We start from the raw sequence: 21,008 nt of genomic DNA on the forward strand, positions 1-21,008 counted from the left end.
CCATGAGCACTGGAGGGATCGCCACCGGGCACGCCGTCTCACCCGACTCCGGCCGGCACTGGGCCGACGAGGGTGCGTGGGAGGTCGCCGAGGGCGTCCACCGGATCCCGCTGCCCCTCCCGATGGACGCGCTGAAGGCGATCAACGTGTACGTCGTCCAGGGCGACGACGGGCTGACCCTCATCGACGGCGGCTGGTCGATCCCGGTCGCCCGGGAGCTCCTCGACACCTCGCTACGCTCGATCGGCTCGGGCTTCGGCGACATCAAGCGGTTCCTGGTCACCCACGTCCACCGCGACCACTTCACCCTCGCGACCGTCCTCGGCCACGAGTACGGCGCCGACGTGGCCCTCGGCCTCGAGGAGCGGCCCGCGCTCGAGCTGCTGCACCGCGCCAGCGCCGAGGGCCTCGACGAGAGCCCCTTCCTCGAGGTGCTGCGCACCGCCGGCGCCGAGGAGCTCATCGAGGAATGGGCCGCCGGCCACCGCGACCTGCCGCAGGCCGTGGACTGGGCCTACCCCGACACCTGGCTCGACGGCGACCGCACCTTCGACATCGGCCGCCGCCGGCTCGACGCCGTCCACACGCCCGGCCACACGCCCGGCCACTACGTCTTCGCCGACGAGGCCGAGGGCGTCTTGTTCTCCGGCGACCACGTGCTGCCCACGATCACCCCGTCGATCGGCTTCACCGTGCCGCCCTCCGACCAGCCGCTCGGCCAGTTCATGGCCTCGCTCGCCCGGGTCCGCGAGCTCCCCGACCTGCGCATCCTCCCCGCGCACGGGCCGGTCGCCCCCTCGTCGTACCAGCGCGTCGACGAGCTGCTCGCCCACCACGAGCACCGGCTCGACCTGTGCCTGGCCTCGCTGAAGGAGCGCGGCTCCGCCACCTCGCTGGTCGTCGCCAAGGACCTCGGGTGGACCCGGCACGAGCGGGCGTTCGGCGAGCTCGACGTGTTCAGCCAGGGCATGGCCGCGATGGAGACCAAGGCGCACCTCGACCTGCTCGTCGCGCGGGGGCAGGCGACGGCCGACGACCTCGCCGACGGGGTCGTGTACGGCGCGTCCTAGACTGATCGGGTCAGACAGGGGAGCACCGACCGGGTGCTGAGAGTGCGGCTCGCCGCAGACCCTCCGAACCTGATCCGGTTAGCACCGGCGAAGGGAGTCATCCGATGCGTACGCGCATGCTCACCGGCCGCCTCACCCTGGCGGCCCTCGCCACCACCGTCCTCGCGAGCGGCTGCTCGCTGATCGGCACCGAGAACGAGGGGAAGCAGGACGCCGACAAGACGGTCACCCTGGTGACCCACGAGTCGTTCGCGATCCCCGACGAGCTGGTCGAGGCGTTCGAGAAGGACACCGGCTACGACCTGAGGATCAGCAAGCTCGAGGACGCCGGCGCGCTCACCAACGAGCTGGTGCTGACCAAGGACAACCCGGTCGGCGACGTCGTCTTCGGCGTCGACAACACCTTCGCGACCCGGGCGATCGACGAGGGCGTGTTCGCCTCCTACGCGCCCACGCTGCCCGAGGGCGCCGACGCCTACGAGCTGGCGGGCGACGAGGACGACGCGCTCACGCCGGTCGACACCGGCAACGTCTGCGTCAACGTCGACGACGCCTGGTTCGCGGCCAAGGGGATCCCCGCGCCGACGACGCTGGACGACCTCACCAAGCCTGCCTACCAGGACCTGTTCGTGATCCCGGGCGCCAGCACCAGCTCTCCCGGCCTGGCCTTCCTGCTGGCGACGATCGCGAAGTACGGCGCCGACTGGCCGTCGTACTGGACCGGGCTCGTCGACAACGACGCGTTGGTCGTGAAGGGCTGGTCCGACGCGTACTTCACCGACTTCACCTTCTCCGGCGGCGACCGCCCGATCGTGGTGTCCTACGACTCCTCGCCGGCGTTCACGCTGAACAAGGCGGGTGACGAGACCACGACCAGTGCGCTGCTCGACGGCTGCTTCGAGCAGGTGGAGTACGCCGGGGTGCTGCGCGGCGACACCACCAACACCGCCGGCGCGCGCGCCGTGATCGACTGGCTGCTCTCGCCGCAGGTGCAGGCCGCGCTGCCGGACTCGATGTACGTCTTCCCGGTCGACACGTCCGTGGAGCTGCCCGCGGACTGGGCCGAGTTCGCGAAGCGGCCCGCCAAGACCGAGCAGGTCGCGCCCGCCGAGATCACCGACAAGCGCAAGGCGTGGCTGGAGCAGTGGACGGAGATCGTGTCGCGATGACCCGACGGCTGGGACTGGGGCTGCTCGCCGCGGTCCCGGTCGCCGTCGTCGCGGTGTTCTTCGTGCTGCCTGTCGGCGCGATGCTCCAGCGCGGGGTGTGGCCGGACGGCTCGTTCGACCCGGGCGCGGTGCTCGACGTGCTGCGGCGCCCGCGCACCGGCCGGGTGCTGTGGTTCACGGTGTGGACCAGCAGCGTCGCGACCGCGCTCGCGGTGCTGCTCGGCCTGCCGGCGGCCTACGTCCTGCACCGGCTGCGCTTCCCCGGCCGCACCCTCGTCCGTGGCGCGCTGCTCGTGCCCTTCGTGCTGCCCACGGTGGTCGTCGGGCTCGCCGTCCGGGAGCTGATCTCGTCGTCGGGCCCGCTCGGGTTCCTCGACCTCGACGGGACGCCGGTCGCGATCCTGGTCGGCCTGGTGTTCTTCAACGTGGCCGTGGTGATCCGCACCGTCGGTGTCGCCTGGGAGGGCCTGGACCGCCGGCCGGCCGAGGCCGCGGCCGCGCTCGGTGCCACGCCGGGCCAGGTGCTCTGCACCGTCACCCTGCCCGCCCTGCGCCCGGCGATCGTCTCCGCGGCGAGCGTGGTCTTCCTGTTCTGCGCCACGGCGTTCGGGGTGGTGCTGGTGCTCGGCGGCGTGCGCTACTCCTCGGTCGAGACCGAGATCTACCTGCTCACCGCCGACCTGCTCGACCTGCCCGCCGCCGCGGCCCTCTCGCTCGTGCAGATGCTCGCGGTCGTGGCGCTGCTGCTCGTGGTGGGCCGGCTGCGCGCCGTACCCGACCCGACCGTACGACGCGTCGCCGCGACCCCGGCCCGCCCCCGAGCCCGGGACCTGCCCGCCTTGACGGTCACCCTGCTGACGCTCGGGCTGGTGGCGGCGCCGGTGCTGGCCCTCCTCCTCGGCTCGATGCGCCGCGACGGTGACTGGACGCTCGCCTACTACCGCGCCCTCGGCGGCTCGGCCGACGGCCTGCTCCAGGTGTCGGTCACCCATGCCCTCGCGGCCAGCCTGCGGATCGCCGTCGACGCGACCTGGATGTCGCTGACCCTGGGCCTGGCCGTGGCCTTCGTCGTGACCCGTCGAGTCCGCTCCCGTGCGGGACGGCGGGCGCGGGCGGTGCTCGACGGGTTCTTCATGCTGCCGCTCGGCGTCTCCGCGGTCACCCTCGGCTTCGGCTTCCTGGTCGCGCTCGACCGCCCGCCGCTCGACCTGCGCGCGAGCCCGCTGCTGGTGCCGATCGCCCAAGCGCTCGTCGCGCTGCCGCTCGTCGTACGGACCCTGGTCCCGGTGCTCGCCGGCATCGACGACCGCCAGCGCCAGGCTGCAGCGTCGCTCGGCGCGGGCCCGTTGCGTGCGCTGCTCACCGTCGATCTGCCCGTCGTGTGGCGACCTCTGCTCGCCGCGGCGGGCTTCGCGTTCGCCGTGTCGCTGGGGGAGTTCGGGGCGACCTCGTTCATCGTGCGGCCCGCCGAGCCGACGCTGCCCGTGGCGATCTACCGCTTGCTCGGTCACCCCGGCGCGCTCAACTACGGCACCGCCATGGCCGCGGCGGTGGTGCTCGCCGTCGTGACCGCGGGTGTCATCCTCGTCGTCGAGCGGCTGCGTGTGCCGGGAGTGGGGTCGTGGTGAGCCTGGAGCTGCGGGGAGTGAGCGTCGCCTTCGACGGGGCCGTCGCGGTCGACGGCGTCGACCTGAGTGTCGAGGACGGTCACGTGCTCGCGGTCCTCGGTCCGTCCGGGTGCGGGAAGTCGACGCTGCTGCGCGCCGTCGGCGGCCTCGAGCCGCTCGCCGCCGGCCGGATGGCCTGGGACGGCGCCGACCTCGCCGGCGTCCCGACGCACCGGCGCGGGTTCGCGCTGATGTTCCAGGACGGCCAGCTCTTCGACCACCTGACGGTCGCCCGCAACGTCGGCTACGCCCGCCGGCTGCAGGGTGCCTCCCGCTCGGCCGTCCACGCGGAGGTCGGCGACCTGCTCGAGCTCGTCGGCCTCGCCGGGTACGGCGACCGGTTGCCCCGCACCCTCTCGGGTGGCGAGCGGCAGCGGGTCGCCCTCGCCCGCTCGCTGGCCGCCCGGCCCCGGCTGCTGCTGCTCGACGAGCCGCTGAGCGCCCTCGACGCGGGGCTGCGCGGCCGTCTCGCGACCGACCTGAGGCGGATCCTCACCGAGTCCGGTACGACGGCCCTGCTGGTCACCCACGACCAGGACGAGGCCTTCGCCGTCGCCGACCGGCTGGCCGTCATGCGCGAGGGACGCATCGTGCAGGAGGGCGCCGCCGGTGACGTCTGGGCACATCCCGCCGACGCCGCCACCGCGCTGTTCCTGGGCTACACCCGCGTCCTGGAGCCGCGCGCGGCCAGCGCCCTCCTGGGGCGTCCCGAGGGCGCCGTGGCCCTCCGGCCGTCCGCGCTGGTCGCCGGCCCGGACCTCGCCGACGGGCTTCCCGCTCAGGTGTGCGGCTTCCGCCCGACCCCCGACGCCGGCCGGCTCGTGGTGGCCGTCGACGGGATCGGCGAGCTGGACGCCGTGGGCGCGCCGGGGTGGGTCGCCGAGCCCGGCCAGTGGGTCGCCGTACGTGTCGAACAGCACGCCATCGCCGTCCTGACGGGCGGTGCGGGTCAGTCGGCTAGGCCTGCACCGTAGGATCCCTCGGGTGTACCGCCGCGCCTACACCCTCCTCATCGGCACGGCCGCGCTCATGCTGGGTCTCGCGGTCTTCACCGCGTGGAAGCTCGATCGTCGGCTCCTCGACCCCGAGGGGAGCTTCCTCGGACCGTCGTACATCCGGCTGCCGCTGCTCCTGTTCGGGGCACTCCTCCTCGACCTGCTGCCACTGGCGCTGTGGAAGGCCCACGGCCGCCCGAGCCGCGTGGTGCCGGTCGTCCGGGAGCGGCTGCGCACGCACTGGACCAGGGAGCGCGCGACGCTCGTCGCGATCGGCGTCATCAGCTTCTACCTGACCTATGTCAGCTACCGGAACCTCAAGTCGTTCCTGCCCTTCGTGCGCTCCGACCCCGACGCCGCGCCCGGCGAGGTGCGCGCGCTGTCCTTCGACCGCGAGCTGCACATCCTGGACCGGGTCATCTTCTTCGGCCACGACCCCAGCGACGTCATCCACGCCGTCTTCGGGACCTCGCTGACCGCCCACGTCCTCTCGCCGATCTATCTCGGCTTCTTGCCGCTGGTCCCGCTCGCCGTCACCGCGTGGCTGGTGTGGTCGCGCAACCACTCCTTCGGCTACTGGTTCGTCACCTCGCAGTGCCTGGCCTGGTCGCTCGGCACCCTGTCCTACTACCTGCTCCCCACGCTCGGCCCGGGCATCGCGTACTGGCCCGAGTACAGCTCGCTGGCCCACACCGGCACCACCGACCTGATGAACTCGATCGTCCGGGCCCGCGGCAACGTGCTCTACGGCGGCGCGACCGAGTCGGTGAACTCCATCGCCGGCTTCGCCAGCCTGCACTGCGCGATCACCTTGCTCTTCGCGCTGATGGTCCAGTACACGCTGCGCTCGAAGATCCTCAAGATCGTGTTCTGGGTGAACTTCGGCCTCACCGTCATCGCCACCTTGTACTTCGGCTGGCACTACGTCGCCGACGACCTCGCCGGCATCGCGATCGCGATCGTGTCCTTCTACGTCGGTGGCATCGCGAGCGGCCAGAGGTTCGACAGACGGGGGCATTCGCACCCGACCACGACGACGTCCAAGGTGCCCGTCAGCGTCGATTGACCCGACCGGTCCGGCGCCTGCGGGAGCCTCACCGGCCGGGAGACGGTCGCCTCCCGGCGAATGACATCCCTGTAGTTCGTCAACGCGACACGCCGAGAGTCTCTGAGATTTCTGAGATTTCTGTTTCGCATGTGACAAAACAGCACTACGGTGACGCAAGTGCGTTCTCCCAGCATCGGTACCGGCCTGGCCGCCCTCGTCCTGACGGCGGTGGTCTGCGTTCCCGGAGCGCAGGCCGACCCGCCCGCCCCGCCGACGCCCCGTACCCCCAGCGCTGCGGACGTACAGGCCGCCCAGGACCGGGCCGGCGCGGCCCAGGGGGACGTCGCCGCGATCCAGCAGCGGCTGGCCGACGCCGCCGCCGAGCTCGACACCGCGACGATCCGCGCCGCCCGCGCCACCGAGGCGTGGAACGGCGCCCGCTGGGCCGCACGCACCGCCCGGGCGGCGGAGCGGCAGGCGACGGCCGACGCGGCGGCCGCGGACCAGGTGCTGGCCGAGCACGAGGCGTCCTTCCGCGACGCCGTGATCACGGCCCAGGGTCTCGGACTGGAGCTGTCCGTCGTCGAGGCCATCGTCGACGCGAAGGGCATCGACGCGCTGCTCGAGCAGACCTCGGCCAACGAGCACGTGCAGGCGCTTTTCGACCAGCGCCGGGACGAGTACGTCGCCGCGTCGGCGGCGGCCACGGAGGCGGCCGACGCGGCCATCACCGCGTCGGCGGAGGCGGACCAGGCCCTCGCCGATGCGCGGGCCGCGCGCGACGAGGCCAGGGCGGCCGCCCGGGACGCGGAGGCGGTGACGGCGCGGATCGAGGGCCGTCGTACCCGGCTCGTCAAGCGGCTCGCTCGGCTCCAGGGCGTGAGCGTCGCGGTCGCCCGCGCCCACCAGGCGGCCGTCGACGCCGAGGCAGCGGCCGAGGCCGCGGCGGCGGCGGCGAAGGAGGCTGAGGAGACCGAGGAGACCGAGGCCGCGAAGCCTGAGGACGACCCGTCGCCGGAGCCCGCCCCCGCTCCCGCCTCCGGCGACGGCGCCCAGGCAGCCATCGCCTTCGCCCGCGCCCAGCTCGGCGAGCCCTACCGCTGGGGCGCGGCCGGACCGGGCTCTTGGGACTGCTCGGGCCTGGTCGCCAAGGCCTGGGCGGCGGGTGGGAAGGCGCTGCCGCACTACTCGGTGGCGCAGTACGCCCAGTCCACGCCGATCACCCGCGACCAGCTCCAGCCCGGCGACCTCGTGTTCTGGTCCGACGGCGCTCCGGGCGCGATCTTCCACGTCGCGCTCTACGTCGGCGGCGGACAGATCATCCACGCCCCGCGCACCGGTCGCCCGGTCAGCCTGGAGTCGATCGACTACTGGCGCACGCCCGACTTCTACGCACGTCCCTGACCGGGACGCTAGGTTCGCCCCATGGCCGAGGACTCCACTGCGACCGCACCCCCGGAGCTGACCGTCGACGTCGCGGCGCTGCGCGCACTGCTCGACGGGAGGTACGCCGACGTCCGCCGCACGGTGCGCGAGCTGCTGCCGTCGTACGCCTCCGTGCTGGAGGACGCCGAGACGATGCCGCGCGAGGAGTTCCGCGAGCGCGTCAAGGAGGTGGTCCTGGAGATCGCCGCGACGGGATCCGCGGCGATGGGCTTCCCCAAGGAGTACGGCGGCGGGGGCGACATCGGCGCCTCGATCGCCGCCTTCGAGTCCCTCGCGTACGGCGACTTGTCGGTGCTCGTCAAGGTCGGGGTGCAGTTCGGACTGTTCGGCGGCGCGATCTTGCAGCTCGGCACCCAGCGACACCACGACAGCTACCTCGCCGACATCGTGAGCGGTCGCTTGCTCGGCTGCTTCGCGATGACCGAGACCGGCCACGGCAGCAACGTCCAGGCGCTCGGCACGGTGGCCACCTACGACCCGGACACCGCGGAGTTCGTGGTCACGACGCCGACCGAGCAGGCCGGCAAGGACTACATCGGGAATGCGGCCAAGCACGCCCGAGTGGCGGTCGTGTTCGCCCAGCTGGAGGTGGCCGGCGAGCGGCACGGCGTGCATGCGCTCGTCGTACCGCTGCGCGACGAGGACGGCACGCCCCTGCCCGGTGTCCGGATCGAGGACGACGGCGCCAAGATGGGCCTGGGCGGCGTCGACAACGGCCGGATCTGGTTCGACCCCGACGGCACCGTGCGCGTGCCACGAGCGAACCTGCTCAACCGGTTCGCCGACGTCACCGCCGACGGCCGCTACGTCAGCGACATCGAGAGCGCGGGCCGGCGGTTCTTCACGATGCTCGGCACCCTGGTCCAGGGCCGGGTCTCGGTGGGCGCGGCCGGGGTGAGCGCGTCGAAGACGGCGCTGAGCATCGCGGTGCGCTACGGCCTGCGGCGGCGGCAGTTCGAGACCGGCACCGAGGACGGTGGCGAGCAGCTGCTGCTCGACTACGGCCTGCACCAGCGGCGGCTGTTCCGGCGGCTGGCCCGGACCTACGCGCTGCACTTCGCCCAGGAGGTGCTGGCCGGCGAGCTGCACGACGTGTTCTCCGGCATCCGCGACGACGAGGAGACCCGGCGGCTGCTGGAGTCCCGCGCGGCCGGCACGAAGGCGCTGGCGACCTGGCACGCGACCGACACGATCCAGGAGTGCCGCGAGGCGTGCGGCGGCGCGGGCTACCTCAGCGTCAACCGGTTCGCCGCGCTCAAGGCCGACACGGACGTCTTCACCACCTTCGAGGGCGACAACCACGTCCTGCTGCAGCTGGTCGGCAAGGGCCTGCTGACCGACTACGCGAGCGAGTTCTCCGACCTCGACCAGCTGGGCATGGTCCGCTTCGTCGCGGGACTTGCGGTCGAGACGGTGCTGGAGCGGACCCGCGTGCATCGGCTCTTCGAGCAGATCCGCGACGCCCTGCCGGGCGGCAACGACGACTGGCACACCGACAGCGGGCTGCGCGACCCGAACTACCACCTGGCCATGTACCGGTTCCGCGAGGAGCACCTGATCGGCGGCGTCGCGCGCCGGCTGAAGCGGGGCGTCGACTCCGGCATGAACCCCGGAGAGGTCTTCTCCCGGGTGCAGGACCACGTCATCGCCGCGGCCCGCGCCCACGTCGAGCGGCTGGTGCTGGAGGCGTTCGTCGCGAAGGTCGAGTCCGTGCCCGAGGAGGACGGCGACCTGCGGCTGACCCTGAACCTGCTCTGCGATCTGCACGCGCTGTCCGGCATCGAGGCCGACCGGGGCTGGTTCATCGAGCACGGCCGACTGAACACCCAGCGCTCGAAGGCGATCACCCGCGAGGTCGCCGAGCTGTGCCGTCGGGTGCGGCCGATCGCGCGCGAGCTGGTGGACGCGTTCGCCGTACCCGAGGCGCTGTTGCGGGCCCCTGCTCTCATCGGACCCGTCGGAGGGGACGCATGATCCGATCCACCCTGTCCCGTGTCCCCGGACTGGGCGGCTGGTCGGACGACCCGCTGTGGGCGTCCTTCTACGACTGGACCGTCGAGCACCCGACCGCCGGCAGCGCCGTGTGGCGCCTCGGGATCAACAGCGACCTGCGCCGGCTCTACCGGGCCGCCGACGAGATCGGCCGCCAGCGAGCCGGCAGCCGGATCCTCGACATCCCCTGCGGCGGTGGCGTCGCGCTGCGCGGCCTGCGGCCCGGCCAGGGCGTGGAGTACGTCGCCGGCGACATCGCGCAGACCATGCTGGACCGCACGATGCGGGTCGCGGAGCGGCGCGGCGTCGCCGACCAGGTGGTGCCACAGATCGCCGACGTCGGCGATCTGCCGTTCGACGACGCGTCGTTCGACCTCGTCGTCACCTTCACCGGCCTGCACTGCTTCCCCGACCCGGAGCGGGCCGTCGCCGAGCTGGCGCGCGTGCTGCGGCCCGGGGGAGTGCTCACCGGCAGCGCGCTGCTCAACGACACCGGCCTGCGGTTCGAGCCGCTGCGCCGGGCCGGCCGGGTCGCCGGTCTCCTCGGGCCCGGCTGCACCAGCGCCGACCTGGCGGCCTGGTTCGCCCGTGGCAGCGTCGCCGACCTGATCGTCGAGCGCAGCGGCGCGATCGCCTACTTCCGCGGGGTCAAACGTGGGTGAGCATCGCCGACTCGCCCCGAGTGGTCAGTGGCCGGTGGTCTTGAAGCGCTCGAAGGACGCGGCGATCTCGGCCTCGGCCTCGGTGCGGCCGACCCAGTCGGCGCCCTCGACGGACTTGCCGGGCTCGAGGTCCTTGTAGACCTCGAAGAAGTGCTGGATCTCGAGGCGGTCGAAGTTCGGCACGTGGTTGATGTCGCGCAGGTGCTCCATGCGCGGGTCGCCCGCGGGGACGCAGAGGACCTTGTCGTCGCCGCCGGCCTCGTCGGTCATCCGGAACATGCCGATCGCGCGGCACTTGATCAGGCAGCCCGGGAAGGTGGGCTCCTGGAGCAGGACGAGGGCGTCGAGCGGGTCGCCGTCCTGGCCGAGGGTGTCCTCGATGTAGCCGTAGTCGGCCGGGTACATCGTCGAGGTGAAGAGGAACCGGTCGAGGCGCATCCGCCCGGTCTCGTGGTCGACCTCGTACTTGTTGCGGCTCCCCTTGGGGATCTCCACGAGGACGTCGAACTCCAGCACTGGCTTCCTCCACACAATTCTCGGCCGGGATCGGCTCGCGGGGAGCTGTGAGCCTGCCCGACGCCGATGTTCGCAGCATTGTCCCGCACAATGTCCCCGAACGCGCAGTCGGGGAGCACCCTCGGGAGGACAGCAGTGGCGAAGAAGGACCGCGCGCCCGGCGGCGGGCGCGCCCGCCGCGTCGTGTCCGGGCTGCTCGTCGTGGCGCTGCTCGCCGGAGCGGGCGTCGCCTGGCGGACCGGGTGGGCGGAGCGGAGGTGGGACGAGCTGCGGGCAGGCGGCGGTACGCCGGCCGACCCGGCCGCGGTCGCCCCGCCGCCGGAGGTGGACGTGCCGCCGGTCGTCGTACCCGGTGCGCTGGCGCCGGTCGCCGACGGCACCGCCGCGCTCGACGCACGGGCGGTCAGGCAGGCGCTCGCCCCGCTGGACTCGGCGGACCTGGGCCGTCACGTGATCGCCGCGGTCGGGCCGCTCGAGGGAACCGGCTACGCCTATGAGGCGGCCGAGGGCGCCGCGGTCGCCATCCCGGCCTCGACGACCAAGCTGGTCACCTCGACGGCGGCGCTGTTCCTGCTCGGGCCCGAGCACACGTTCGCGACCACGACCGTCCTCGACACCAGCGGCCTCGGCTCATCGGGAGGGGCGCCCCGGCTGGTCCTCGTCGGCGGTGGCGACCCGCTGCTGGCACGGGAGCCGAGCGCGGCGTCCACAGGGGCGACGTACGACCCCGTGCGGGCCGACGTAAGGACCCTCGCGAAGCGGACCGCCCGCTCGTTGAAGGCGTCCGGGGTGACGAGTGTCGAGCTCGGGTTCGACGACTCGCTGTTCACCGGGCCGGCGGTGCATCCGCGGTGGAAGCCGGACTACATCCCCGAGGAGGTCAACCCGATCAGCGCGCTGTGGGTCGACGAGGGCCGTGCGCTCCCCGGTCAGGGGCCGGTGGCCGATCCGGCGCTGGAGGCGGCCACGACCTTCGCCCAGGTGCTGGCCCGCCGCGGCATCACCGTCACCGGCAGCCCCACCCGCACCACCGCTCCCGCCACCGCCACCGAGGTCGGCCGGGTCACCAGTCCCACCGTCGCCCAGATCGTGCAGCGGCTGGTCGAGGTCAGCGACAACGCCGCCGCCGAGGTGCTGCTGCGCCAGGTCGGCCTCGCCGACTCCGGCGACGGCTCCTTCGCCGGCGGGCAGCAGGGCGTCGAGCGGGTGCTCACCGCCAACGGCATCGACCTGCGCGGCTCGGTCCTGTACGACGGCAGCGGCCTGTCCCGCGCCAACCGGCTCGCGCCCGGCGTACTCGTCGACGTGCTCCGCCTCGCCGCCTCCGCCGACCACCCCCAGTTGCGCCCGCTGCTCGCCGCGCTGCCGATCGCCGGCTACACCGGCTCGCTGGCCTCCCGGATGGACCTCGGCCCCGCCGCCGGCCGCGGCCGGGTCCGGGCCAAGACCGGCACCCTCACCGGCGTCACCTCGCTGGCCGGCATCGCCATCGACGCCCAGGGCCACCTGCTCGCCTTCGCCCTCATGGCCGACAAGGTCAAGAAGGACAAGGCGCTGCTCGCCCGCACCACCATGGACTCCGCCGCCGCCGGGCTCGGCGCCTGCCTGTGCTGACCGACGTCGCGGCCCCGAGCGGGCGACGCCGTGGGGAGGGGGTGTCTAGGCTTCCCGGCATGACCGCACCCGCCACCCCGCTGCCCCCGATGATCGACTGGGGCCTCGCCGTGGCGCTCGGGTCCCGGCTGGCGGGGGACGGGCCGGTGGTGAGCCGGGCGGAGGCCGACGAGGCGGTGGCCGAGCTGCGGGCGGGTGCGCACCGCTCGACGGGGCTGGTGCGGGAGTTCACCGGACTGGACGCGCCGGAGGGCACGGCACCCATCCTGGTCGTCGACCGGCCCGGCTGGGTGCAGGCGAACGCCGAGGGCTTCGAGGTCGCCACCCGGCCGATGGTCGAGAAGCTGGCCGCCGCCAAGCAGCCGAGCGGGATCGGACTCAAGGTCGGCGCGAAGGTGACCGGTGCGGAGGTCGGCGGGCTGCTGGGGTTCCTCGCCGGGAAGGTGCTCGGTCAGTTCGACCCGTTCCACGAGCCCCACGGCCGGCTGCTCCTGGTCGCGCCCAATATCGTCCACGTCGAGCGCGAGCTCGACGTCGACCCCCACGACTTCCGGCTCTGGGTCTGCCTGCACGAGGAGACCCACCGGGTGCAGTTCACCGCCGTACCGTGGATGAGGGAGCACCTGTTCTCGGAGATCCGCGCGATCAGCGACACCGTCGAGCCGGCCAGCTTCCTCGAGGGCGGCCTGGAGCGGATCAGCGAGGCGATCAAGGCCGGCCGCAACGGCGGCAGCATCGTCGAGATGTTCAGCACCCCCGAGCAGCTCGCCGTCATCGACCGGGTGACCGGCATGATGTCGCTGCTCGAGGGCCACGCCGACGTGGTCATGGACGACGTCGGCCCGACGGTCATCCCGAGCGTCGCGCGGATCCGCAGGAGGTTCACCCGCCGCCGCCAGGGCGTCGGCGCCCTCGACCGCGTGCTGCGGCGGCTGCTCGGTCTCGAGGCGAAGATGGCGCAGTACCGCGACGGCGCCCACTTCGTCCGCGCCGTCGTCGACGAGGTCGGCATGGCGGAGTTCAACGCGGTCTGGGCCGGCCCCGAGAACCTCCCGAGCAAGGCCGAGCTGAGCGACCCCGACGGCTGGGTCAAGCGCGTCCTGGCCTGATGGGTCTCCACCCCGCGATCGCCGCCGTGCGCCAGGGCGTACGACGCGCGCTCGCCGACCGCGATCCCGGCGCCACCGTGGTGGTCGCCTGCTCGGGTGGCGCCGACTCGCTCGCGCTGCTCGCGGCGACCCTCTTCGAGGGCCACAAGGCCGGCCTGCGGGTGGTCGGCGCGACCGTCGACCACGATCTGCAGCCGGGCTCCGGCGACCACGCGGCCCGAGTGGTCGCGCAGATGGCCGGACTGGGCGCCGACGAGACCGCCACCGCCCGGGTCCAGGTCGACCCGGCGGGCCTGGGGATCGAGGCGGCCGCCCGCCGCGCCCGCTACGCCGTCCTCGACCAGCTCCGCGAGCACCTCGGCGCCGAGCTCGTGCTGCTCGGCCACACCCGCGACGACCAGGCGGAGACCGTGCTGCTCGGGCTCGCCCGCGGCTCCGGGGGACGCAGCCTGGCCGGGATGCGCCGCGCGTACGACCACTACCGGCGCCCCCTCCTCGACGTCGCCCGCGCCGACACCGTCGCCGCCTGCCTGGCCGACGGCATCGACTTCTGGGATGACCCCCACAACAGCGACCCCGGGTTCGCGCGGGTGCGGGTCCGCCAGCGGGTGCTGCCCGTCCTCGAGGACGAGCTCGGTCCCGGTGTCGCCGCCACCCTGGCCCGCACCGCCGACCAGGTGCGTGCCGATGTCGAGGCGCTCGACGCCCTCGCCGCGGCCGCGTACGACCGAATCGCCGCGCAACGTCATTCGTTCCGTGGGCGGTCGCCCACGGAACGAATGACGTTGCGCGGGGAACTGCCCCTCGCCGAGCTGGCCGAGCTTCTCCCCGCCCTCGCGACCCGGGTGCTGAGGTTGGCCGCGCTGGAGGCCGGAGCGCTCGATGCCGAGCTGTTCCACGTCCACGTCACGGCGCTGGCGGACCTGGCCGCCGGGACGATCCGCGGGGAGGTGCAGCTGCCCGGCCACGTGACGGCGTACCGCGACCGCGCCCACCTCCGGTTCCGGCCGACCGCTGTGGCAGGCTGACGCCATGCATGCGAGCGACGTCGCGGACGACCTGGTCGAGGTGCTCTTCACCGAGAAGCAGATCCAGGATCGGGTCAAGGAGCTCGCCGCCGAGATCGACCGTGACTACGACGGCAAGGACCTCGTCCTCGTGGGCGTGCTGCGCGGCGCGGTGATGATCATGGCCGACCTCGCCCGGTCCCTGAACAAGCACGTCGAGATGGACTGGATGGCCGTGTCGTCGTACGGCTCCGGCACCAAGTCCTCCGGTGTCGTCCGGATCCTCAAGGACCTCGACGCCGACGTCGCGGGCCGCCACGTCCTCATCGTCGACGAGATCATCGACACCGGCCTGACCCTGTCGTGGCTGACCTCCAACCTCGGCTCGCGCGGCCCGGCGAGCGTCGAGATCGCCACCCTGCTGCGCAAGCCCGAGGCGCTCCAGATGCCGGTGAAGCCCAGGTACGTCGGCTGGGACATCCCCAACGAGTTCGTGGTCGGCTACGGCCTCGACTACCGCGAGCGGTACCGCAACATGCGCGACATCGGCACGCTCTCGCCCTCGGTGTACTCCTGACTCCGGCCGATCCCCACCTGCCCAACCAGGGACCAGACAGAATGGGACCCGTCGGCGGCGTGTACCGTCGTCTGATCCTTGTCGACGGAGTTGGGGAGCGAGTAAGTCTGTGAAGCGCGTTTTCAGGGGGCCCTGGCTCTGGATCGTGGTGGCGGTCCTTGCCGTCATCCTCGCCCTCGAGTTCCTCGCGCCAGGCGGCGGGTACGACGAGGTCCCCACCTCGCAGATGTCGAAGTACATCGAGAGCGGCCAGGTCGAGGAGATCACCTTCATCGACGGGGACCAGACGATCGAGGCGACCCTCGACAAGGGCACCCGCAAGCAGGGCGACAAGGTGATGTCGTCGTACATCGACGGTCAGCAGGAGACCCTGCTCGAGCAGGTCGACGACCAGGTCGCCAAGGGCACCATCGACAAGGCGAACTCGAAGAACCCTCAACCCAGCCTGCTCGGCTCGATCCTCGCGACGCTGCTGCCGTTCGCGCTGATCATCTTGCTGTTCATCTTCTTGATGAACAACGTCCAGGGCGGTGGCCGGGGCGTGATGCAGTTCGGCAAGTCCAAGGCCAAGATGATCACCAAGGACATGCCGAAGACCACCTTCGCCGACGTCGCGGGCTGCGACGAGGCGATCGAGGAGCTCGGGGAGATCAAGGAGTTCCTCCAGGAGCCGGCGAAGTTCCAGGCCGTCGGCGCCAAGATCCCCAAGGGCGTCCTGCTCTACGGCCCGCCCGGAACCGGCAAGACCCTGCTCGCGCGCGCCGTCGCCGGCGAGGCGGGTGTCCCGTTCTACTCCATCTCCGGCTCGGACTTCGTCGAGATGTTCGTCGGCGTCGGTGCCTCCCGCGTCCGCGACCTGTTCGAGCAGGCCAAGGAGAACGCGCCCGCGATCGTGTTCATCGACGAGATCGACGCCGTCGGTCGCCACCGCGGCGCCGGCATGGGCGGCGGCCACGACGAGCGCGAGCAGACCCTCAACCAGCTCCTCGTCGAGATGGACGGCTTCGACGTGCGTGGCGGCGTCATCCTGATCGCCGCCACCAACCGGCCCGACGTCCTCGACCCCGCGCTGCTGCGCCCGGGCCGCTTCGACCGTCAGATCCAGGTCGACGCGCCCGACCTGGCCGGCCGCAAGCGGATCCTCGAGGTCCACTCCCGGGGCAAGCCGCTCGGGCCCGACGTCGAGCTGATGTCGGTCGCGCGTCGTACGCCCGGCTTCTCCGGCGCCGACCTGGCCAACGTGCTCAACGAGGCCGCGCTGCTGACCGCGCGCAACAACCAGAAGGTCATCACGGCGACGACCCTGGACGAGGCCATCGACCGTGTCATCGCAGGCCCGCAGCGCAACTCCCGCCTGATGTCGGAGAAGGAGAAGCTGATCACCGCCTACCACGAGGGCGGCCACGCCCTCGTCGCGGCGGCGCTGCCGGGCACCGACCCGGTCCACAAGATCACGATCCTGCCGCGCGGCCGGGCGCTGGGCTACACGATGGTGCTGCCCGACGAGGACAAGTACTCCCAGACCCGCTCGGAGATGCTCGACAAGCTCGCCTACATGCTGGGCGGCCGGGCCGCGGAGGAGCTGATCTTCCACGACCCGACCACCGGTGCCGGCAACGACATCGAGAAGGCCACCTCGCTGGCCCGGGCGATGGTCACCCAGTACGGCATGACCGACCGCCTCGGCGCGATCAAGCTCGGCGACTCCAACTCCGAGCCCTTCTTGGGCCGCGACATGGGCCACCAGCGCAACTACTCCGAGGACGTCGCCGCGATCATCGACGAGGAGACGAAGAACTTCCTCGCCACCGCGCACCAGGAGGCCTTCGACATCCTGGTCGAGAACCGTGACGTCCTCGACGCGCTCGTGCTCGCGCTGCTCGACAAGGAGACGCTCGACAAGGAGCAGGTCGCTGAGGTCTTCACCGCGCTCCGGCTGCGACCGGCGCGTCCGGCCTGGACCGGCTCCCCGACCCGGATCCCCTCGACGATCCCGCCGGTGGAGATCCCCGAGGAGATCCGCCGCCGCGCCGAGCAGAACGGCTCGGCCCCTGCGCCGGAAGGCGAGGGCGGCCAGATCCTGACCCCGCCGGGACCCGGTGGCGACGTCTACGGCGGTACGCCGACCGCGCCCCCCACCGACCCGCAGCCGCCGGCGCCCTCGGCATGACCGCTCCCGAGGGCGCGTTCGACCACGAGCGCGCCGAGGCCGCCGTACGCGAGCTCCTCGCCGCCATCGGCGAGGACCCCGACCGTGAGGGGCTCCGCGACACCCCGGCCCGCGTGGCCCGGGCGTACGCCGAGCTCACCGCCGGGCTGCGGATGTCGCCGGAGGACGTGCTGACCACCACCTTCGACCTCGGCCACGACGAGATGGTGCTGGTCCGCGACATCGAGCTGTGGTCGATGTGCGAGCACCATCTGGTGCCGTTCACCGGCGTCGCCCACGTCGGCTACATCCCGGCCGAGTCCGGCAAGATCACCGGACTGTCCAAGCTGGCCCGGCTGGTCGACGTCTACGCCAAGCGTCCTCAGGTCCAGGAGCGGCTGACCACCCAGGTCGCCGACTCGCTGATGGAGATCCTCGGCGCGCGGGGCGTGATCGTCGTGATCGAGGCCGAGCACCTGTGCATGACGATGCGCGGTGTTCGCAAGGCCGGTGCCCGCACCATCACCTCCGCCGTGAGAGGCACCATGCTCAAGGACGCGGCCACCCGCGCCGAGGCGATGGCGCTCATCCACAGCCCGCGGGGCTGAGCCCAGCTGGGGCTCAGGCCAGGTACGCCGCCAGCGCCTCGTCCGCGTCGGTGCTCACGAACCCGGTGCCGGCGAGCTTGTCCAGCGCCAACGTGCTGTGCAGCGGGCGGGGCGAGAGGTCCTTGCCGGCGCCGTACTCCTCGGTGGTCACGGTGCTGACCCGGGCCGGGTCGTGGCCGGTGAGCTCGAAGACCCGCCGGGCGTAGTCGGCCCAGGAGCGAGGCGCGCCGCTGTTGGTGACGTTGTAGGTGCCGTAGGCCGCACCACTGGCCACCAGATGGGCGGTGGCGCGGGCCAGCTCGGAGGTGAAGGTGAGCCGGCCGACCTGGTCGGACACGACCGCCGGGTCCACGCCGTCGGCCGCCAGCTTCGCCATGGTGCGCACGAAGTTGTGGCCCTCGCCGATCACCCACGACGTGCGCAGGATGTAGTGGCGGGGGGCGCCGGCCACGGCGAGGTCGCCGGCGGCCTTGGTCTGGCCGTAGACGCCGAGCGGCGCGAAGGCCTCGTCCTCGGTGTGCCCACCGGGAACGGGGGAGCCGTCGAAGACGTAGTCGGTCGAGTAGTGGACGAGGGTGATGCCGTGCGCCGCGGCCAGACGCGCCAGGGCCGCGGGAGCGGTGGCGTTGGCGGCCCAGGCGACCGGGCGGCCCTCGGGGGTCTCGGCCTTGTCGACCGCGGTGTAGGCGGCGGCGTTGAGGATCAGGCCGTACTCGTCCCACGGCCATGCGGCCACGGCGGCGGCGTCGGTGAGGTCGAGCTCGTCGAGGTCGACCAGCGTCGCGCCGGGGTAGAGCGGAGCGAGCGCCTGCCCGAGCTGGCCACGGCAGCCGGTGATCAGCGTCTTCTTCGGCGCCATCGGCTCGACGTCGGCCAGCGCCGGGTTGGCGAGGTCCTTGGCGGAGATCTCGACGTCGCCGGAGTCGAGCGGGATCGGCCACGGGATGGCGGCGGTGGCGTCGGCGAGGTGGAGAGCGGGGTAGACCCGGCCCGCGACGTAGTGGTCGTTGACCAGGTAGGAGTACACGGTGCCGTCGGCCAGCGCCTGGTAGGAGTTCCCGACCCCGCGCGGCACGAAGATCGCCTTGCTCTCGTCGACCTCGGTCCAGTACGTCGCCCCGAACGTGTCGCCCTCGCGCATGTCCACCCAGGCCGCGAACACCGACCCGGTGGCGACGGAGACGAACTTGTCCCACGGCTCGGTGTGGATGCCGCGGGTCGCCCCGCGGGCGGCGTTGAAGCTCATGTTGTTCTGCACCGGACCGAAGTCGGGCAGGCCGAGCGCCACCATCTTCTCGCGCTGCCAGTTCTCCTTGAACCAGCCGCGGTCGTCGCCGTGGACCGGCAGGTGGACGACGAGCAGGCCGGGGATCGGCGTCGTCTCGACGCTCAGCTCGGCCACGCTCACTGCCCCTTCGCGGCGTACGCCGCCTCGGTCGCGTCCTTCTTCGGGCGCCACCACGCCTCGTTGTGCTGGTACCACTCGACGGTCTGCGCGAGACCGGCCTCGAAGTCGCCGTACTGCGGCGTCCAGCCGAGCTCGGTGCGCAGCTTGCCGGAGTCGATGGCGTAGCGCAGGTCGTGGCCCGCCCGGTCGGTGACGTGCTCGAAGTCGTCGGCGTCGCGGCCCATCAGGGTCAGGATCATCCGGACCACCTCGAGGTTCGACCTCTCGCCGTCGGCGCCGATCAGGTAGGTCTCGCCGATCCGGCCCTGCTCGAGGATCCGGAGCACGGCCGAGGAGTGGTCCTCGGTGTGGATCCAGTCGCGCACGTTCTCGCCGGAGCCGTAGAGCTTGGGCCGGCGGCCGTCGGCCACCTCGGTGATCTGGCGGGGGATGAACTTCTCGATGTGCTGCCACGGGCCGTAGTTGTTGGAGCAGTTCGAGATCGTCGCCTGCACCCCGAAGCTGCGTACCCACGCCCGCACCAGGTGGTCGGAGCCCGCCTTCGAGGCGGAGTACGGCGACGACGGGGTGTAGGGCGTGTCCTCGGTGAACCGCTTCGGATCGTCGAGCTCCAGGTCGCCGTACACCTCGTCGGTGGAGACGTGGTGGAACCGGGCGCCCGCCTTGCGGACCGCCTCCAGCAGGGTGAAGGTGCCGATCAGGTTGGTCTGGATGAACGGCGAGGGGTCGTTGAGCGAGTTGTCGTTGTGGGACTCCGCGGCGTAGTGGACGACCGCGTCGTGCTCGGCGACCAGCGGCTCGACGAGCGCGGCGTCGATGATGTCGCCGACGACCAGCTGGACGCGGTCCTCGGGCAGCCCGGCCAGCGACGCGCGGCTGGCGGCGTAGGTCAGCTTGTCGAGGACCGTCACGGTCGCGTCGGTGTGGCGGACGAGGTGGTGGACGAAGTTCGAGCCGATGAACCCGGCTCCGCCGGTCACGAGGATGCGCACGTCGGACAGCCTATGTTGGACAATGCCCCGTCGAGACATCGAGACGGGGCCGCCGAGGCGCCGGGGAGTGGGAGACCAGATGCGCGGGATCATCCTCGCCGGCGGCACGGGAAGTCGGCTGCACCCGATCACGCACGCCATCAGCAAGCAGCTGATGCCGATCTACGACAAGCCGATGATCTACTACCCGCTCTCGACGCTGATGCTGTCGGGGATCCACGAGGTGCTGGTCATCACGACGCCCCACGAGGCCGACCAGTTCCGCCGTCTGCTCGGCGACGGGTCGCAGTTCGGGATCGAGATCAGCTACGCCGTCCAGCCCTCGCCCGACGGCCTCGCGCAGGCCTTCTTGATCGGCGAGGAGCACCTCGCCGGCGGTGGCGCGGGCCTGGTCCTCGGCGACAACATCTTCTACGGCGCCGGCCTCGGCACCCGCCTGCGCCGCTTCGAGGACCTCGACGGCGCCGCGGTGTTCGGCTACCGCGTGGCCGACCCGAAGGCGTACGGCGTCGTCGAGTTCGACGCCGACGGCAAGGCGCTCTCCCTGGAGGAGAAGCCCGAGAAGCCGCGCAGCCACTACGCCGTGCCCGGCCTCTACTTCTACGGCTCCGACGTGGTCGAGAAGGCCAAGACGCTCCGGCCCTCGCCGCGCGGCGAGCTGGAGATCACCGACCTGAACCGGATGTACCTCGACGAGGGCCGGCTCCAGGTCGAGGTGCTGCCCCGGGGCTCCGCCTGGCTCGACACCGGAACCTTCGACGACCTCAACGACGCCAGCAACTTCGTGCGCGCCCTCGAGGCCCGGCAGGGCACCAAGGTCGGCGCGCCCGAGGAGATCGCCTGGCGGCTCGGGATCATCGACGACGCGCGGCTCGAGGAGCTCGCGAAGCCGCTGCTCAAGAGCGGATACGGCCGCTACCTGCTCGACCTGCTCGCCGAGGCCGCCGACTCCGGCCCCGACCATCTGCTCTGAGGCGGT

General features: G+C 72.2%; 18 protein-coding genes and 1 riboswitch. Of the genes, 15 read left to right on the forward strand and 3 right to left on the reverse strand.

The features are described 5' to 3' along the window. Window positions 1-2 precede the first annotated feature (2 nt). From ACUP6Y_RS02625 to ACUP6Y_RS02660, 8 genes are all read left to right on the forward strand, one after another. Window positions 3-1,070, forward strand: a complete 1,068-nt coding sequence (locus ACUP6Y_RS02625) for an MBL fold metallo-hydrolase (RefSeq protein ID WP_462554059.1) — start codon at window positions 3-5, stop codon at window positions 1,068-1,070. A 6-nt stretch (window positions 1,071-1,076) separates the two neighbouring features. Then, a riboswitch (TPP riboswitch) is annotated at window positions 1,077-1,183 on the forward strand. Next, the gene (locus ACUP6Y_RS02630) at window positions 1,175-2,239 is read left to right on the forward strand and encodes a thiamine ABC transporter substrate-binding protein (protein WP_462554060.1); all 1,065 of its coding nucleotides are present in this window, start codon (window positions 1,175-1,177) and stop codon (window positions 2,237-2,239) included. It overlaps the preceding riboswitch by 9 nt. Beyond that, window positions 2,236-3,867, forward strand: coding sequence for an ABC transporter permease (locus ACUP6Y_RS02635; protein WP_462554061.1), 1,632 nt, complete (start codon window positions 2,236-2,238; stop codon window positions 3,865-3,867). Before ACUP6Y_RS02630 ends, ACUP6Y_RS02635 begins: the two co-directional genes overlap by 4 nt. After that, window positions 3,864-4,880, forward strand: a complete 1,017-nt coding sequence (locus tag ACUP6Y_RS02640) for an ABC transporter ATP-binding protein (RefSeq protein WP_462554062.1) — start codon at window positions 3,864-3,866, stop codon at window positions 4,878-4,880. The genes ACUP6Y_RS02635 and ACUP6Y_RS02640 overlap by 4 nt, the downstream gene beginning before the upstream one ends. Before the next feature lie 10 nt (window positions 4,881-4,890). Next, window positions 4,891-5,967 carry a phosphatase PAP2 family protein gene (locus ACUP6Y_RS02645; RefSeq protein ID WP_462554063.1) on the forward strand — a complete coding sequence of 359 codons (1,077 nt, stop codon included), beginning with the start codon at window positions 4,891-4,893 and terminating at the stop codon, window positions 5,965-5,967. A 159-nt stretch (window positions 5,968-6,126) separates the two neighbouring features. Continuing rightward, entirely contained in the window at window positions 6,127-7,353 is a 1,227-nt protein-coding gene (locus ACUP6Y_RS02650) for a C40 family peptidase (RefSeq protein ID WP_462554064.1), read from the forward strand. A 21-nt stretch (window positions 7,354-7,374) separates the two neighbouring features. Then, window positions 7,375-9,369: an acyl-CoA dehydrogenase family protein gene (locus tag ACUP6Y_RS02655; protein ID WP_462554065.1), complete on the forward strand. Its 1,995-nt coding sequence runs from the start codon at window positions 7,375-7,377 to the stop codon at window positions 9,367-9,369. Next, complete coding sequence (locus tag ACUP6Y_RS02660; RefSeq protein ID WP_462554066.1) at window positions 9,366-10,049, forward strand: class I SAM-dependent methyltransferase; 684 nt, start codon at window positions 9,366-9,368, stop codon at window positions 10,047-10,049. Before ACUP6Y_RS02655 ends, ACUP6Y_RS02660 begins: the two co-directional genes overlap by 4 nt. A 24-nt stretch (window positions 10,050-10,073) precedes the next feature. On the opposite strand, the gene ACUP6Y_RS02665 is transcribed toward ACUP6Y_RS02660, so the two are convergent. Continuing rightward, window positions 10,074-10,562, reverse strand: a complete 489-nt coding sequence (locus tag ACUP6Y_RS02665; RefSeq protein WP_141801263.1) for an inorganic diphosphatase — start codon at window positions 10,560-10,562, stop codon at window positions 10,074-10,076. A gap of 138 nt (window positions 10,563-10,700) precedes the next feature. Between ACUP6Y_RS02665 and dacB the strand changes: the two genes are divergently transcribed. The 6 genes from dacB to folE all read left to right on the forward strand — a co-directional run bounded on the left by dacB (window position 10,701) and on the right by folE (window position 17,629). Next, window positions 10,701-12,179 carry a D-alanyl-D-alanine carboxypeptidase/D-alanyl-D-alanine endopeptidase gene (gene dacB, locus ACUP6Y_RS02670; RefSeq protein WP_462554067.1) on the forward strand — a complete coding sequence of 493 codons (1,479 nt, stop codon included), beginning with the start codon at window positions 10,701-10,703 and terminating at the stop codon, window positions 12,177-12,179. Between the two features lie 59 nt (window positions 12,180-12,238). Continuing rightward, entirely contained in the window at window positions 12,239-13,288 is a 1,050-nt protein-coding gene (locus ACUP6Y_RS02675; RefSeq protein ID WP_462554068.1) for a zinc-dependent metalloprotease, read from the forward strand. Continuing rightward, the gene (gene tilS, locus ACUP6Y_RS02680) at window positions 13,288-14,316 is read left to right on the forward strand and encodes a tRNA lysidine(34) synthetase TilS (protein ID WP_462554069.1); all 1,029 of its coding nucleotides are present in this window, start codon (window positions 13,288-13,290) and stop codon (window positions 14,314-14,316) included. The genes ACUP6Y_RS02675 and tilS overlap by 1 nt, the downstream gene beginning before the upstream one ends. Before the next feature lie 4 nt (window positions 14,317-14,320). Further along, complete coding sequence (hpt, locus tag ACUP6Y_RS02685; protein ID WP_462554070.1) at window positions 14,321-14,872, forward strand: hypoxanthine phosphoribosyltransferase; 552 nt, start codon at window positions 14,321-14,323, stop codon at window positions 14,870-14,872. 109 nt (window positions 14,873-14,981) lie between these two features. Continuing rightward, a complete protein-coding gene (gene ftsH / locus ACUP6Y_RS02690) occupies window positions 14,982-17,042 on the forward strand; it encodes an ATP-dependent zinc metalloprotease FtsH (protein ID WP_462554071.1) in 2,061 nt (686 codons plus the stop codon). Next, a complete protein-coding gene (gene folE, locus ACUP6Y_RS02695) occupies window positions 17,039-17,629 on the forward strand; it encodes a GTP cyclohydrolase I FolE (RefSeq protein WP_462554072.1) in 591 nt (196 codons plus the stop codon). The genes ftsH and folE overlap by 4 nt, the downstream gene beginning before the upstream one ends. 13 nt (window positions 17,630-17,642) lie before the next feature. Here folE and ACUP6Y_RS02700 read toward each other — a convergent pair whose 3' ends face one another. Together ACUP6Y_RS02700 and rfbB are read right to left on the reverse strand one after the other, a co-directional pair. Then, window positions 17,643-19,031 carry a sugar nucleotide-binding protein gene (locus tag ACUP6Y_RS02700; RefSeq protein ID WP_462554073.1) on the reverse strand — a complete coding sequence of 463 codons (1,389 nt, stop codon included), beginning with the start codon at window positions 19,029-19,031 and terminating at the stop codon, window positions 17,643-17,645. A gap of 2 nt (window positions 19,032-19,033) precedes the next feature. Beyond that, window positions 19,034-20,023 carry a dTDP-glucose 4,6-dehydratase gene (gene rfbB, locus ACUP6Y_RS02705; protein ID WP_462556594.1) on the reverse strand — a complete coding sequence of 330 codons (990 nt, stop codon included), beginning with the start codon at window positions 20,021-20,023 and terminating at the stop codon, window positions 19,034-19,036. Window positions 20,024-20,108: 85 nt separating this feature from the next. On the opposite strand from rfbB, the gene rfbA reads away from it, so the two are divergent. Next, the gene (rfbA, locus tag ACUP6Y_RS02710) at window positions 20,109-21,002 is read left to right on the forward strand and encodes a glucose-1-phosphate thymidylyltransferase RfbA (RefSeq protein ID WP_462554074.1); all 894 of its coding nucleotides are present in this window, start codon (window positions 20,109-20,111) and stop codon (window positions 21,000-21,002) included. Window positions 21,003-21,008 lie beyond the last annotated feature (6 nt).

This window comes from Nocardioides sp. S5-5 (genome assembly GCF_054954065.1).

Excerpts from the sequence above, each read along its gene's own strand:
- hpt (WP_462554070.1), top strand. The coding sequence starts at position 14,321 with ATGCATGCGAGCGACGTCGCGGACGACCTGGTCGAGGTGCTCTTCACC.
- ACUP6Y_RS02675 (WP_462554068.1), top strand. The coding sequence starts at position 12,239 with ATGACCGCACCCGCCACCCCGCTGCCCCCGATGATCGACTGGGGCCTC.
- ACUP6Y_RS02635 (WP_462554061.1), top strand. The coding sequence starts at position 2,236 with ATGACCCGACGGCTGGGACTGGGGCTGCTCGCCGCGGTCCCGGTCGCC.
- folE (WP_462554072.1), top strand. The coding sequence starts at position 17,039 with ATGACCGCTCCCGAGGGCGCGTTCGACCACGAGCGCGCCGAGGCCGCC.
- ACUP6Y_RS02625 (WP_462554059.1), top strand. The coding sequence starts at position 3 with ATGAGCACTGGAGGGATCGCCACCGGGCACGCCGTCTCACCCGACTCC.
- ACUP6Y_RS02660 (WP_462554066.1), top strand. The coding sequence starts at position 9,366 with ATGATCCGATCCACCCTGTCCCGTGTCCCCGGACTGGGCGGCTGGTCG.
- tilS (WP_462554069.1), top strand. The coding sequence starts at position 13,288 with ATGGGTCTCCACCCCGCGATCGCCGCCGTGCGCCAGGGCGTACGACGC.
- ACUP6Y_RS02655 (WP_462554065.1), top strand. The coding sequence starts at position 7,375 with ATGGCCGAGGACTCCACTGCGACCGCACCCCCGGAGCTGACCGTCGAC.
- rfbA (WP_462554074.1), top strand. The coding sequence starts at position 20,109 with ATGCGCGGGATCATCCTCGCCGGCGGCACGGGAAGTCGGCTGCACCCG.
- ACUP6Y_RS02630 (WP_462554060.1), top strand. The coding sequence starts at position 1,175 with ATGCGTACGCGCATGCTCACCGGCCGCCTCACCCTGGCGGCCCTCGCC.